The following is a 14948-nucleotide window of genomic DNA, read 5'->3' on the forward strand; positions in this document are numbered from 1 at the left end:
CAACCATAGAATCTCCCACATTTGAAATGCATTCCCCCTGTGGGAGCGAGCCTGCTCGCGAATGGCCGCAACTCGGTCCCAACTGTTGGCACAGATCTGGCTAAGTAATCCCTACAGGTAACCAACGGCGGTTGCCCCACCTACGACAAAGACGTCGCTCACCTCATTTGCCCCATGGCGAATCAGGTGGCGGCGTTTTTTTTGTTTTGGCTCCCGTTCGAGACTCCTATCATCTGAGGTGCGCGATGAATTCAAGCTTCTGGAAATCCGGCCATACCCCGACACTGTTCGCAGCCTTCCTCTATTTCGACCTGAGTTTCATGGTGTGGTACCTGCTCGGCCCGCTGGCCGTTCAGATCGCTGGCGACCTGCACCTGACCACACAACAACGCGGACTGGTGGTGGCCACGCCGATTCTGGCCGGGGCGGTACTGCGCTTCGTAATGGGGATGCTGGCTGATCGCCTGTCACCCAAGACTGCCGGCCTGATCGGCCAGGTGATCGTCATTTGCGCATTGTTCGGCGCCTGGAAACTCGGCATCCATACCTACGAGCAAGCCTTGCTGCTGGGGTTGTTCCTCGGCATGGCCGGCGCCTCCTTCGCTGTCGCCCTGCCCTTGGCATCGCAATGGTATCCGCCACAGCACCAGGGCAAGGCCATGGGCATCGCCGGGGCCGGAAACTCCGGCACTGTGCTCGCGGCGCTGATTGCACCGGTTCTGGCGGCTGCCTTTGGCTGGAGCAATGTGTTCGGTTTCGCACTGATCCCGTTGATCCTGACACTGATCGTCTTCGCCTGGCTGGCCAAGAACGCGCCTGAGCGGCCGAAAGCCAAGTCGATGACTGACTACTTCAAGGCCCTGGGTGACCGCGACAGCTGGTGGTTCATGTTTTTCTACAGCGTGACCTTCGGTGGCTTTATCGGCCTGGCCAGCGCCCTGCCCGGTTATTTCAACGACCAGTATGGCCTGAGCCCCGTGACCGCTGGTTACTACACGGCAGCCTGTGTGTTCGGCGGTAGCCTGATGCGGCCACTGGGAGGCGCCTTGGCCGATCGTTTCGGCGGCATTCGCACCCTGCTCGCGATGTACACCGTGGCGGCCATCTGTATCGCTGCCGTCGGTTTCAACTTGCCCAGCTCCTATGCCGCGCTGGCCCTGTTCGTGTGCACCATGCTCGGTTTGGGTGCAGGCAACGGTGCGGTGTTCCAGTTGGTGCCCCAGCGTTTCCGTCGCGAGATCGGCGTCATGACCGGCCTGATCGGCATGGCCGGCGGCATCGGTGGATTTGCCCTGGCGGCAGGCATGGGTGCGATCAAGCAAAGCACCGGCAGCTACCAGATGGCATTGTGGTTGTTCGCCAGCCTGGGGGTGCTCGCCTGGTTCGGCCTGCACGGCGTAAAACGCCGCTGGAGGACCACCTGGGGTTCGGCCGCTGTGACGGCTGCACGGGTTTGACGCCACCATGAGCCTGCAATTAAGTTTTGCGCAAGCCAGCGCCATCGGCCCGCGCGATGAGAATCAGGACGCCTTGCGCCTCGTCACGCCGGCCCCGGCGCTGGCAGCCAGCAAGGGCTACCTGTTCGCCATCGCCGATGGCGTCAGCCAGTGCGCCGACGGTGGCCTGGCGGCTCGCTCGACATTGCAGGCCCTGGCGCTGGACTACTACGCCACGCCGGAAACCTGGGGGGTTGCCCAGGCGCTGGATCGCTTGCTGCTGGCGCAAAACCGCTGGCTGCAAGCCAACGGCGCAGGCCAGCCGCTGCTGACCACCGTCAGCGCCCTGGTCCTGCGCGGTCGGCGTTTTACCTTGGCCCATGTCGGCGATTGCCGGGTGTATCGCTGGCACGCCGAGCAGTTGCAGCGGGTCAGCGAAGATCACGTCTGGGACCAACCGGGCATGCAGCATGTACTCAAGCGTGCACTGGGCCTGGATCAACACCTGGTACTGGACTTTCTCGATGGCGAACTGCGTATCGACGAAAGCTTTGTGCTGCTCAGCGACGGGGTCTGGGCGGTCCTGGGCGACACCGCCATCGCGGCGATCCTGCGTGACCAGCCGGACCTGGACAGCGCCGCGCAAACCCTGGTCAACGCCGCACACCTGGCGGGCAGCCAGGATAACGCCAGCGCACTGCTGGTGCGGGTCGATGCCCTGGGTGAATCCAATATCGGCGATGCATTGATCCATCTGCAGCAATGGCCACTGCCCCCGGCGCTGAAACCGGGCCAGGTTTTCGAGGGCTGGCAGATTGAAGGGATTCTCAGCCAGAGCCAGCAGTCGTTGCTCTATCGGGTACGCGACAGCCAGCAGCAGCCCTGGTTGCTGAAAACCCTGCCCCCTCGCCTGCATGACGATCATCAGGCCGGGCAAGCGTTGCTGTCCGAAGAATGGTTCCTCAAGCGCGTAGCCGGGCGGCACTTTCCTGAAGTGCATGCGGCCAGCCAGCGTCAGCATCTGTACTACGTGATGCGCGAATATTCGGGCTCGACCCTTGCTCAAGTGCATGAACAGATCGGACCCATGCCCCTGGCCCAATGGCAGGACGTGGCTGAACGCCTGCTGCGAGCGGTCGGCATGCTCCATCGACGGCAGATCCTGCATCGCGATATCAAGCCGCAGAACCTGCTGTCAGGGGACGACGGCGAGTTGCGCCTGCTGGACTTCGGCCTCGCCTACTGCCCCGGCCTGTCTGAAGATCAGCCCAGTACACTGCCTGGAACTCCAAGCTATATCGCCCCGGAAGCCTTCCGTGGGGAGTCACCGACGCCGCAGCAGGACCTGTATGCGGTGGGGGTGACCTTGTACTTTCTGCTCACCGGGCATTTTCCCTACGGCGAAATCGAAGCCTTCCAGCGCCCCCGGTTCGGCGTTCCGGTCAGTGCCAGCCGCTACCGCCCTGACCTGCCCGAATGGCTGGCGCAAAGTCTGGAACGTGCGGTTGCCGCAGACCCGGCTGAGCGCTTTGAAACCGCCGAGGAATGGTTGCGCCTGCTGGAACAGGGGGAGCGACGCAGTTTAAGCGTACGTCCCAGGCCTTTGCTGGAGCGCGAACCGCTGAAGGTGTGGCGGACATTGGCCCTGATGTCGCTGCTGGCGAACCTGGCGTTGCTGTTCCTGGTGTTCCATGGCTGAGCCTGCATTGCCCTTAAAACCGATCATCGTCATTTCGTGAGGAACAACACTATGAACGCAAAAGTCTGGCTGGTGGGTGCGGGTCCCGGTGATCCTGAATTGCTGACCCTCAAGGCGGTGCGCGCATTGAAAGAAGCGGACGTGGTGCTGATCGATGACCTGGTCAACGGCGCGATACTCGAACATTGCCCTGCAGCGCGGATCGTGGCGGTGGGCAAACGCGGCGGTTGCCGCTCCACGCCACAAGCGTTCATCCATCGCCTGATGCTGCGTTATGCCCGGCAGGGCAAATGCGTGGTGCGGCTTAAAGGGGGTGACCCGTGCATTTTCGGGCGCGGAGGCGAAGAGGCCCAGTGGTTGCGCGAGCGCGGGGTTGAGGTCGAACTGGTGAATGGCATCACTGCCGGGCTCGCGGGTGCCACGCAATGCGATATACCGCTGACCCTGCGCGGTGTGGCGCGCGGCGTGACACTGGTCACCGCCCATACCCAGGACGACAGCAGCCTGAATTGGCAGGCATTGGCCCAAGGCGGTACGACCCTGGTGATCTACATGGGGGTGGCCAAGCTCAGCGAAATCCGCGAGCAGTTGTTGGCCGGGGGGATGGCGGAGGATACGCCGGTGGCGATGATCGAAAACGCTTCATTACCGCAACAGCGAGAATGTCGGAGCGATCTGACGGCTATGGAGGAAGATGCCTACGTCTTTGAGCTGAAAAGCCCGGCGATATTGGTCATCGGTGCAGTGGCGGTTGGCGAGAAGATCAAAAGATCGCAGCCTGCGGCAGCTCCTACAGGGATTTGCGCAGTACCAATGTAGGAGCTGCCGCAGGCTGCGATCTTTTCAAGTCACCACACAAATCTCAAATCGCAGACAAAGAAAAGCCCGGCATGAGCCGGGCTTTTCTCGTAGCTGTGGGCTAATTACTTAGCTTGAGCTTCAACCTGCGCTTCTACGCGACGGTTTACAGCACGGCCAGCTTCAGTAGCGTTGTCAGCAACTGGGCGGGATTCGCCGTAGCCAACAGACTGAACGCGGGACGATTCAACACCGTACTGGTTGGTCAGAACTTGCTTAACGGCGTTTGCACGACGCTCGGACAGTTTCTGGTTGTAAGCGTCAGGACCGACGGAGTCAGTGTGACCTTCAACAGTGGTGCTGGTGGATGGGTACTGCTTCATGAAGTCAGCCAGGTTCTTGATGTCGCCGTAGCTGTTAGGCTTGACTACCGACTTGTCGAAGTCGAATTTCACGTCCAGCTCTACACGAACAACTTCAGCAACTGCTGGGCAGCCATCAGCGTCAACAGTTACGTTGGCTGGGGTGTCCGGGCACTTGTCTACGTTGTCGCAAACGCCATCGTTGTCGCTGTCGGAGCAGACTTCTGGTGCTGGAACTGGAGCAGGAGCCGGCTTGGAGCCGCCACCGAAGTTCACACCGATACCGACGCTAGGAGCCCACTCGGTGTTGCCCTGGTCGATGTTGTATTGAGCTTCAACGCCAGCACGGGCGTAGAAGTTGTCGGTGAAGTACAGCTTGGCGCCGCCGCCAACGTTGGCGAAGGTGGAACGGTCACGACCGTTCGAACCGTTCTGGTCGATGCTCTGGTCGGAGAAACCGGCCGAGACGTAAGGACGCAGCATGTCGCCTGGGTTGTTGAAGTGGTACAGAGCGTCCAGAGCGGTGTTCGCGCCCTTGATGTTCTGGCCAGAGTCGGAACGTACGTTGTGAACTTCGTCGTAAGCCAGACGCAGCTCAACGTCGTCGGTCAGGAAGTAACCAACAGAGCCACCGAACAGGTTACCGTCGTTTTTGAAGTTACGGGTGCTGTCAAAGTACTCTTTCTTGGCGAAGCCTTCGATTTCAACTGCGCCTTGGCCCTGTGCCAGAGCGCCGATCGAAGTGGCGGCAATAAGAGAACCAATGGCCAAGCCCAAGGTGTTTTTCAGTTTCATCCGTTAAATCCCCATCTGGTGATTGTGAAGCAGTCCCGCAAACCGGGGGACAACTCGGCGGCAAGTCTATCAGAACTTGCCTACACGTAAGAGATATTTGCGCCGAACTAAGTTTCAGCAATGCCCGCAAATTTCTCACGCAATTTATCTAGAGCGCGTTTGTACCGCATTTTTGTAGCGCTCAAGCCCATGTGCATGATGTCTGCGATCTCCTGAAACTCCAGCTCTGCGACAAATCGTAGCACCAGAATTTCTCGGTCAATCGGGTTCACATACACTAACCAGCGATCAAGTCCACCCTTTTCCTCGGGTTTCGGCGCCTTTTCTTCGGACGCTTCCTCGAGGGGGTCAAGACTCAAGGCGTCCATCAAGCGACGCTTTCGCCTTTCTTTCCGATACTGCGTAATGCACTCGTTGTACGTGATGCTATATAGCCATGTCTTGAACTTCGATTTGCCCTCGAAGTTCTTCAGGCCGTACAGCACCTTCAACATGACTTCCTGACAGACATCGTCAGCGTCGCGATCGTTCCCGAGATACCTTGCACAGACATTAAATAATGTTCGTTGGTAACGCCGCATCAGTTCTTCATATGCGCGCGTCACGTGAAACAGCTCGGTATGCGAGCGCGCGACCAACTCCTCATCAGAGAGCTCGCGGGGGTCGTAGCGCATGGATAACGATTGGGCTTTATTCAAAACAAGTCGTGCCGACAGTCAGGTCAATGTCCGCCGCAGCCAGCATCAGGCGGCATTTCGCGGCGGCATACATTAGCAGGGTTTGCCGGGTTAGCGGCTACTCACATGCTGCTCGAGGAGGATCCGATTGGAAAGAGAGACTAGCTCACCCTCATCCGTCAGCAATGTAGTTTTAACCGTGCCGATCTCTTCGATCTGCCCTTCGACCTCTCCAACACGCACTTGTTGCCCAACCTGGTACAACTCACGCACATAGATTCCCGCAAGAATCTGACCGGCAATTTCCCGGCTTCCCAACCCCATGGCCAGCGCAACCGCCAGACCAACGGTAATCAAAACGATCACGATCACGTGGTTAAGCAGGTCAGTCTTGACCTCCAACTGACTGATCGCGACCGAGATACTGATGATGATCACCAGGCCCTGGGCAATTCTCCCAAGTCCCGAAGCGTAGTCCAGGCCTACGCCTTCTGCCGCTCCGCGCACCAGCCCATTGGCCAATTGCGCCAGCAAGACACCCACCAACAGCACCAGCGCCGCACCGAATACCTTCGGCAAATATAGCGCAAGCATATCCAGCGTAGCTGAAACTCGTTCAAGTCCAAGTGATTCTGCGGCAGAAACCAAAAAAATCAGCAGAACGAACCAATAGACGATTTTACCGATCAGCGTTGAGATAGGTACTTGAAGGCCGGCACGGGACAACAATTTCGTCAGGCCGGTACCGCCCATCAGGCGATCCAGGCCGAGTTTGGCGAGCAATTTGGACAGCAAGGTGTCCAACAGCTTGGCCACGACAAAACCGAGCAGGAGCACGACCAGTGCGCCGAACAGGTTCGGGATGAAGTTCGCAACCTTGGTCCATAACGCAGTCATTGCAGTGACGAGGCTCTGTGTCCAGAGATCAAGTTCCATATTCAATCAGCCTTATCAGCAGTGCGAGCGGTAGGTTTACGAAGACGGGAGACCGGCGCGACATGGGCCGAGCCATTATTGAGGGCGATCATCAGGGCGGGCAACCAGCGGCCCAGCAGGCTGAACAAATCACCTGCGCCAACCTGGCGATTGGCGGTTTTCAGGACACGCCCCAGGCATGCATCGTCGTCCCGGGTGGACGGTGATGCCTTGAGCATGTCGCGCAAAGACTGTTCAAACGGATCGTGCATACGCACCTCTCGTGATGTCTGTGAAAGACGCGGTCAAATTTGCCCGGGTCACATGGCGCACGTTCAAACCCAGCGCAAACGTCGGAATAACCACCACTGCCCGAGCGCCACCGAGATCATCAGCAGGCAGGCGACGAGGAAGCCATAGGGGCTTTCTGAAAATGGAATGCCCCCGACGTTGATTCCCAAAAGACCGGTCAGAAAACTCATCGGCAAAAAAATCCCGGTGATGATGCCAAAGCGATACATGGTGCGGTTCATGCGCACGCTCAATCGCCGGTCTTCAGTCTCCAGGACCAGCCCCACGCGCTCTCTGGTTAATTCCAGCTCCTCCAGATAGCGGGTCAGGCTGTTGTTCAATTCGTTCCAGTAATCGCCATCGTCCTCGACGAACCAGGGCAATTTGATGCGCGTCAGTTGACCAAAAATGTCCCGCTGCGGAGCGAGGAATCGCTTCAACGCAGCAGCCCGGCGCCGGATCTGCAAAACAGCACCGTGCTCAGGAGTATACCGCTCGTCGGAATCCAGCTTTTCTTCTTCCTCATCGACCACTTCCGACAGGCAACTGACCAGATCCTGCACCTTGTTGGTGAGGTACTGAGCCATGTAGAGAATGAGTTCGGAGGCGGTTTTCGGCCCCTTGCCTGCTTCCAGTTGCACCAGCAAATCTTCAGTGGCACGCAGCGGACGCAGACGCAGGGAGATGACTCGCTGGGCAGAACCGAAGATGCGTACCGACACCATGTCTTCAGGCTCGGCGCCCGGATTAAGGTTTACGCCACGCAAAAATAGCAGCAGTTCGCTGTCCGAAAGCTGCAGGAGACGCGGGCGGGTATTTTCTTCCAGCAAGAGATCGCAGCTGAACTCACTCAGGCCGCTGGACTTGCGCAGCCAGGTCTGGGTTTGCGGGTGACTGCGATCCCAATGCAGCCACAGGCTTTCATGAGCCTGCAGCTGCAATTCGTCGAGTTCTGTCCGGGCTATCGAACGCGCACCGCCTTTACCATCCAGCACCAGGGCATGTACCAGCCCCCACTGCGCGTTTTCTTCCTCGAACATCCGCATTCCATTCTTCAAAAAAATCGGCCAGGACTTACTCAGGCATCGCAAGCGGGCTCGGCGAGATGATCACACCGTTGTTGTCCGCATAGAGGTAATGACCGGGATGAAAGGTCACGCCGGCGAAGGTCACGGCAACATTCAGGTCGCCAATACCACGCTTGTCGGTTTTCATCGGGTGGCTGGCCAACGCCTGGACCCCCAGGTCGGTTTGCGCGATGACGTCGACGTCACGGATGCAACCGTAGATCACCATCCCTTCCCAGCCGTTCTTCGCGGCTTTCTCGGCGATCATATCGCCCAGCAAAGCGCGACGCAGGGAGCCACCACCATCGACCACCAACACTTTGCCATTACCCTTGAGCTCGGCTTGCTCCTTTACCAGCGAGTTGTCTTCGAAGCACTTGATGGTCACGATCTCGCCGCCGAAGGAATCCCGGCCACCGAAATTGCTGAACATCGGTTCCAGCACCTGCACCAAATCCGGGTAGGCGTCGCACAGGTCAGGGGTGAGGTAATGGTTCATCGAGAAACTCCTGTAATTAGGAAGAAAGCACGAACATCACTACTGATTTAGTCACAGAAAATGACCAGAACAGCTCAATGCGTCATATCTTAACTGCAACCCGACCAGAGCGAAATGCCCTTGATAGAGCGTCCAGCTTAGATCGCCGCGGCCAAATCCGCTTGATCACCGAGCAACGGCGTCTGCTGATCTGACAGCCAGCGAGCGACTAACGGCCAGACTTCAGCCTGGGCGGCTTTGCTGACCAACATTTCGACATGACCGAAATTATCGGCAAAACCCTGCTCGCGCCCCAGGTTAATGAATTGCTTGTGCTCGCAACCCAACTGATCGAACAGCTTGCGACAAGCCCAGGCAGGGTCCTGATGATCGCCCGCGGCGCTCACCGCCAGCACCGGCATCCTGACCTCGGCCAGGCCCGCCCACCAGTCTTTGTCGGCATCGCCAAAGCGCCCGAACAGACCGTACCAGCGCATGCTTTCCAAGGCCAGGCCAATCGGCTCGTCCTCTGGGCCACGCTTGAGCCGTGAACCGGAGAGCTGGGCAAAGCGCTTGAGGATGAAACGACCGCTCCATTCCACCGGTGGAATCTTCAGCGGCCAGTAAGTGCGACTGACTTGCGTGCCAAAAAGCGCCGCGGACGCCACCACGGGTTCCCCAATGTATTGGCCACCCAGTGCGGCCGCCAGGGTGATGCCGCCCAGTGAATGGCCGATCCAGTGCGGAACCTGGCCGCTTTGCTCGCGTACGAAGGCGCCGATGGCTGGCAGGTCGTATCGTGCATAGTCGGCAACTCGGTTCTTGCGATAGCTCTGGTTGCGCCGGGAGAGGCCGTGACCGCGCATTTCCGCAATCCAGACATCGAACCCCAGGCGCGCCAGATAGGCACCCAGGCCCAGCCCCTTGGGGGAGAACCAAAAACGTCGATTGGAAAAACTGCCGTGCAACAAGATCACCGGCACGCCACGGGATGCCGGTTCATCGGCCATGCCGAGGCGCGTCACCGCCAGTTCTACGGTGCCGTCCGGGCTGTTACCGGGTTTCAAGCGGTAGACATCTTCGCTCAGATCACCGCGGCGCTCGGCGCTGATCAGGGCGACAGGAAACAGGTTGCTGCTGCTTTGCATAATCTCTTGCACAAAAAAGGGCGGCTTCCAGAGGAGCCCGCCCTACTTGAATCTCAAAGGCTCCGCCCCACCCCTGTAGGAGCGAGCATGCTCGCGAAAAACGTCAAGACACCACGTTCATCCATGACAAACGCGTTATCGTTGACGTCCATCGCGAGCATGCTCGCCCCTACAAAGGCACGTGAGCGAGCCGTTCACACACCATCAAGCCTGCGCTTGACCTTCCGCCAGGAAGAACCAGGTTTCCAGCACGGAATCAGGGTTCAGCGAAACGCTTTCGATGCCCTGCTCCATCAGCCACTTGGCCAGGTCCGGGTGATCCGAAGGGCCCTGACCGCAAATACCGATGTACTTGCCGGCCTTGTTGCAGGCGGCAATGGCGTTGGCCAGCAACTTCTTGACTGCCGGGTTACGCTCGTCGAACAGGTGCGCGATGATCCCGGAGTCACGGTCCAGGCCCAGGGTGAGCTGGGTCAGGTCGTTGGAACCAATGGAGAAACCGTCGAAGAATTCGAGGAACTCTTCCGCCAGGATCGCGTTGGACGGCAGTTCGCACATCATGATGACGCGCAAGCCGTTGTCGCCACGGGCCAGGCCGTTTTCGGCCAGCAGATCCACCACTTGGCTCGCTTCGCCCAGGGTACGGACGAACGGCACCATGATTTCGACGTTGGTCAGGCCCATCTCGTTGCGCACGCGCTTGAGGGCGCGACATTCGAGTTCGAAGCAGTCACGGAACGATTCGCTGATGTAACGCGAGGCGCCGCGGAAGCCCAGCATCGGGTTCTCTTCTTCCGGCTCGTAGAGCTTGCCGCCGATCAGGTTGGCGTATTCGTTGGACTTGAAGTCCGACAGACGCACGATGACCTTTTTCGGCCAGAACGCCGCTGCCAGGGTGCTGATGCCTTCGACCAGTTTCTCGACGTAGAAGCCGACCGGGTCGTCGTAGCCAGCAATGCGCTTGTCGACGCTTTCCTTGATGTCTTGCGGCAGGCCGTCGTAGTTCAGCAGCGCTTTAGGGTGCACGCCGATCATGCGGTTGATGATGAACTCCAGGCGGGCCAGGCCCACACCGGCGTTCGGCAGCTGTGCGAAGTCGAAGGCGCGGTCCGGGTTGCCGACGTTCATCATGATCTTGAACGGCAGATCCGGCATGGCGTCCACGGAGTTCTTCTTGATGTCGAAGCCCAGTTCGCCTTCGAAGATGAAACCGGTGTCGCCTTCAGCGCAGGAAACGGTCACGCCCTGGCCGTCTTTCAACAGCTGGGTAGCGTTGCCGCAACCGACCACGGCCGGGATACCCAGCTCACGGGCAATGATCGCCGCGTGGCAGGTACGACCGCCACGGTTGGTGACGATGGCGCTGGCGCGCTTCATGACCGGTTCCCAGTCCGGGTCGGTCATGTCCGATACCAGCACGTCGCCTGGCTGGACCTTGTCCATCTCGGACACGTCCTTGATGATGCGGACCTTGCCGGCGCCAATGCGCTGGCCAATGGCACGGCCTTCGACCAGCACGGTGCCGGTTTCCTTCAACAGGTAACGTTCCATGACGTTGGCCTGGGTACGGCTCTTCACGGTTTCCGGACGGGCCTGCACGATGTACAGCTTGCCGTCGTCACCGTCCTTGGCCCACTCGATGTCCATCGGGCACTGGTAGTGCTTCTCGATGATCATCGCCTGCTTGGCCAGCTCGCTGACTTCGGCATCGGTCAGGCAGAAACGCGCACGTTCAGCCTTGTCGACATCAACGGTCTTGACCGAACGACCGGCCTTGGCCTCGTCGCCGTAGATCATCTTGATGGCCTTGCTGCCCAGGTTGCGGCGCAGGATCGCCGGGCGACCGGCGGCCAGGGTGCCTTTGTGGACGTAGAACTCATCCGGGTTCACCGCGCCTTGTACGACGGTTTCACCCAGGCCGTAGGCGCCGGTGATGAACACCACGTCACGGAAGCCCGATTCGGTATCGAGGGTGAACATCACGCCGGCGGTGCCGGTTTCGGAGCGGACCATGCGCTGTACGCCGGCCGACAGGGCTACCAACTTGTGGTCGAAGCCCTGGTGCACGCGATAGGAAATCGCGCGATCGTTGAAAAGGGAGGCGAACACTTCCTTGGCGGCACGAATGACGTTTTCGACACCGCGGATGTTCAGGAAGGTTTCCTGCTGACCGGCGAAGGACGCATCGGGCAAGTCTTCGGCGGTAGCGGAAGAGCGCACGGCCACGGCCACGTCAGGGTTGCCTGCGGACAGCGCGGCAAACGCGGTGCGGATTTCGGTGTTCAGTTTTTCCGGGAACTCGGCTTCCATGATCCATTGGCGGATCTGGGCGCCGGTCTTGGCCAGGGCATTCACGTCGTCGACGTCCAGGGCATCCAGGGCGTCATGAATCTGCTGGTTCAGGCCGCTCAGTTCCAGGAAATCACGATATGCCTGAGCGGTCGTGGCGAAGCCACCGGGTACCGATACACCGGCACCCGCAAGATTGCTGATCATCTCGCCCAGGGATGCGTTCTTGCCCCCCACATGCTCAACATCGTGTTTGCCGAGCTTATCGAGGGAAACTACGTACTCTACCAAGGTGATCTCTCCACTAACTGTGTTGGAAAAGCTCAGAAGCCGGCTGCTCGGGGGAGCATTTGCCAGCTGTATGGCCTGGACCTGGAAAATAAGTGAGAATGCGGGCCATTGGCGGCCGGCAAATCGCGCCTATCATATCCAAGAATGCTCATTAGCTTAAGGCCCAAGGTGCAAATGAAACGATCTGCTTTCTTTATCTCCGATGGTACCGGCATTACCGCCGAAACCCTGGGTCAAAGCCTCCTGGCGCAGTTCGAAAACATTACCTTCAGCAAATTCACGCGGCCATACATCGACAGCGTGGAAAAAGCACGGGCCATGGTACAACAAATCAACAAAGCCGCCGAAACCGACGGCTTCCGTCCGATTATCTTCGACACCATCGTCAATCAGGACATTCGTGAGATCCTCGCAACTTCCAATGGTTTCATGATCGATATTTTCTCGACTTTCCTGGCGCCGCTTGAACAGGAACTGACTGAGCATTCTTCCTATACCGTGGGCAAATCCCACTCCATCGGTGCCAACACCAATTACATGGAGCGCATCGAGGCGGTGAACTTCGCCCTCGACAACGACGACGGTGCCCGCACGCACTATTACGACAAGGCCGACCTGATACTAGTGGGCGTGTCGCGTTGTGGTAAGACGCCGACGTGTCTGTACATGGCCATGCAATTCGGTATCCGCGCGGCCAACTACCCGCTGACCGAAGACGACATGGAACGCCTGCAACTGCCTAGCGCGCTACGTGCCCACCAGCACAAGCTGTTCGGCCTGACCATCGACCCAGACCGCCTCACCGCCATCCGCAACGAACGCAAGCCCAACAGCCGCTATTCGAGCTACGCCCAGTGCGAATTCGAAGTGCGCGAGGTGGAAAACCTGTTTCGCCGCGAGAACATTCCCAATATCAACTCCACGCATTTTTCGGTGGAAGAAATTTCCGCGAAAATCCTGGTGGAGAAAGGTGTCGAGCGGCGGTTCAAATAACCTGTAGCGCCTATTCGGACGTCTTCGCGAGCAGGCTCGCTCCCACAGTAGATCTCGTTGAACACCGCATTTGTGAACGACACGAATCCCATGTGGGAGCGAGCCTTCTCGCGAAGGAACGATAACGCGGTCTCCTAGATAAGAAACATGTCTACAAACCGGTTCACCGGTGTTGCCTCAAGCTTTTGCTGATCCTTGCACAGCTCGAAAATCTCCTCGCTACGCTGCGCGGTAAAGCGTGTCAGCAGGTTCGCCTTGAACTTGTCCTCCAACAACGGAATGCCCTCGGCACGGCGCCGACGATGGCCTATCGGGTACTCCACCACCACATTCCCGGTGCTGGACCCATCCTTGAAAAACACCTGCACGGCATTGGCAATCGACCGCTTGTCGGCTTCCAGGTATTCACGGGTGTAGTCCGGGTTTTCGACAATGACCATCTTGTCGCGCAGTACATCGATGATGGGATGCGCCTTGTGGAAATCATCTTCGTAATACTCGGCCACCAGGTTGCCAAAGGCCAGTGGCACCGCGGTCATGTACTGGATGCAGTGATCGCGGTCGGCGGCATTTGCCAGCGGACCGACCTTGGAAATAATGCGGATCGCCGATTGCTGGGTGGTGATGACGATCCGGTCGATGTCATGCAGGCGATTACGCACTTGGGGGTGCAGGATTACCGCGGCTTCACAGGCGGTTTGCGCGTGGAACTCGGCGGGAAAACTGATCTTGAACAGCACGTTCTCCATCACATAACTGCCGTAAGGCCGCGAGAAGCTGAACTGGCGCTTGTCGTCAGGCTTGAGCGCCAGGTCGTTGTTGGTGTGGCTGAACAGTACGTCGTAAAAGCCCCACTGGTTGGCACTCAACACACCGGGGATGCCCATCTCGCCACGCATGGCAATGTCCGCCAGGCGCACTCCACGACTGGTTGCATCGCCCGCTGCCCAGGATTTGCGCGAGCCGGCATTCGGTGCATGGCGGTAGGTGCGCAATGCCTGGCCATCGGCGAACGCATGGGACAACGCTGAGAGCAATTGCCCGCGATTGGCGCCCATGAGTTTGGCGGTGACCGCGGTCGAAGCGACTTTCACCAGGATGACGTGATCGAGGCCCACGCGGTTGAACGAGTTTTCCAGGGCGATCACGCCCTGAATCTCATGGGCCATGATCATTGCTTCGAGCACCGTACGAACGGTCAGCGGTGACTCGCCATTGGCCAGGCGCTTTTGCGACAGGTGGTCGGCCACCGCGAGAATCCCGCCGAGGTTATCCGACGGATGGCCCCATTCAGCGGCGAGCCAGGTGTCGTTGTAGTCGAGCCAGCGCACGATGCAGCCGATGTCCCACGCGGCCTTGACCGGATCGAGTCGATAACTGGTGCCTGGTACGCGGGCGCCGAACGGCACGAAGGTGCCTTCGACCAAGGGCCCCAAGTGCTTGGTGCATTCGGGAAAACGCAGGGCCAGCAAGCCGCAGCCCAAGGTATCGATCAGGCAGTTGCGCGCGGTATCCAGCGCCTCTTCGGATTCGATTTTGTAGTTGAGGACGTAATCGGCAATGTCCTGCAGGACCTGGTCGTAGTCGGGACGGTTGTTGAGGTCGACGTTGGCGCTCATGTTCGATTCACTCGGCGGTGGTTCGTTAATGGGACCTCGGTTCAGGGCAATCTCAGTCTTATTATGGAAATGCGATCCCCTGTAGGAGCT

At 58.9% G+C, this 14948-nt stretch carries 13 protein-coding genes; 4 read left to right on the top strand and 9 right to left on the bottom strand.

The features are described 5' to 3' along the window. The first annotated feature begins 245 nt into the window (after positions 1–245). The 3 genes from PG5_RS31345 to cobA are packed head-to-tail and all read left to right on the top strand — an operon-like array spanning position 246 to position 3954. Positions 246–1457 carry a NarK/NasA family nitrate transporter gene (locus PG5_RS31345; RefSeq protein ID WP_020801092.1) on the top strand — a complete coding sequence of 404 codons (1212 nt, stop codon included), beginning with the start codon at positions 246–248 and terminating at the stop codon, positions 1455–1457. A 7-nt stretch (positions 1458–1464) separates the two neighbouring features. Beyond that, a complete protein-coding gene (locus PG5_RS31350) occupies positions 1465–3135 on the top strand; it encodes a bifunctional protein-serine/threonine kinase/phosphatase (protein ID WP_020801093.1) in 1671 nt (556 codons plus the stop codon). A 51-nt stretch (positions 3136–3186) separates the two neighbouring features. Next, positions 3187–3954: a uroporphyrinogen-III C-methyltransferase gene (cobA, locus tag PG5_RS31355; protein ID WP_020801094.1), complete on the top strand. Its 768-nt coding sequence runs from the start codon at positions 3187–3189 to the stop codon at positions 3952–3954. A 104-nt stretch (positions 3955–4058) separates the two neighbouring features. On the opposite strand, the gene PG5_RS31360 is transcribed toward cobA, so the two are convergent. The 8 genes from PG5_RS31360 to ppsA all read right to left on the bottom strand — a co-directional run bounded on the left by PG5_RS31360 (position 4059) and on the right by ppsA (position 12246). Next, positions 4059–5090, bottom strand: a complete 1032-nt coding sequence (locus tag PG5_RS31360; protein ID WP_020801095.1) for an OmpA family protein — start codon at positions 5088–5090, stop codon at positions 4059–4061. A gap of 107 nt (positions 5091–5197) precedes the next feature. Further along, positions 5198–5788 (bottom strand): RNA polymerase sigma factor SigX, encoded by a 591-nt coding sequence (gene sigX, locus PG5_RS31365; protein WP_075949123.1) that lies wholly within the window; start codon positions 5786–5788, stop codon positions 5198–5200. A 90-nt stretch (positions 5789–5878) separates the two neighbouring features. Next, a complete protein-coding gene (locus PG5_RS31370) occupies positions 5879–6703 on the bottom strand; it encodes a mechanosensitive ion channel domain-containing protein (RefSeq protein ID WP_008048604.1) in 825 nt (274 codons plus the stop codon). A 2-nt stretch (positions 6704–6705) separates the two neighbouring features. Then, complete coding sequence (locus PG5_RS31375; protein WP_020801096.1) at positions 6706–6954, bottom strand: hypothetical protein; 249 nt, start codon at positions 6952–6954, stop codon at positions 6706–6708. Positions 6955–7017: 63 nt separating this feature from the next. Continuing rightward, entirely contained in the window at positions 7018–8013 is a 996-nt protein-coding gene (locus PG5_RS31380; protein WP_020801097.1) for a zinc transporter ZntB, read from the bottom strand. 34 nt (positions 8014–8047) lie between these two features. After that, entirely contained in the window at positions 8048–8539 is a 492-nt protein-coding gene (rraA, locus tag PG5_RS31385) for a ribonuclease E activity regulator RraA (RefSeq protein ID WP_020801098.1), read from the bottom strand. A 137-nt stretch (positions 8540–8676) separates the two neighbouring features. Continuing rightward, positions 8677–9666: an alpha/beta fold hydrolase gene (locus tag PG5_RS31390; protein ID WP_020801099.1), complete on the bottom strand. Its 990-nt coding sequence runs from the start codon at positions 9664–9666 to the stop codon at positions 8677–8679. A 204-nt stretch (positions 9667–9870) separates the two neighbouring features. Further along, positions 9871–12246, bottom strand: a complete 2376-nt coding sequence (gene ppsA / locus PG5_RS31395; protein ID WP_033039437.1) for a phosphoenolpyruvate synthase — start codon at positions 12244–12246, stop codon at positions 9871–9873. A 174-nt stretch (positions 12247–12420) separates the two neighbouring features. Here ppsA and PG5_RS31400 point away from each other — a divergent pair, with 174 nt between their 5' ends. Continuing rightward, positions 12421–13239 carry a pyruvate, water dikinase regulatory protein gene (locus tag PG5_RS31400; protein WP_020801102.1) on the top strand — a complete coding sequence of 273 codons (819 nt, stop codon included), beginning with the start codon at positions 12421–12423 and terminating at the stop codon, positions 13237–13239. Between the two features lie 134 nt (positions 13240–13373). On the opposite strand, the gene prpD is transcribed toward PG5_RS31400, so the two are convergent. After that, the gene (prpD, locus tag PG5_RS31405; RefSeq protein WP_020801103.1) at positions 13374–14858 is read right to left on the bottom strand and encodes a 2-methylcitrate dehydratase; all 1485 of its coding nucleotides are present in this window, start codon (positions 14856–14858) and stop codon (positions 13374–13376) included. Positions 14859–14948 lie beyond the last annotated feature (90 nt).

The sequence above is a fragment of the Pseudomonas sp. G5(2012) genome (assembly GCF_000408945.1).
In the GTDB taxonomy this organism is placed as follows: domain Bacteria; phylum Pseudomonadota; class Gammaproteobacteria; order Pseudomonadales; family Pseudomonadaceae; genus Aquipseudomonas; species Aquipseudomonas umsongensis.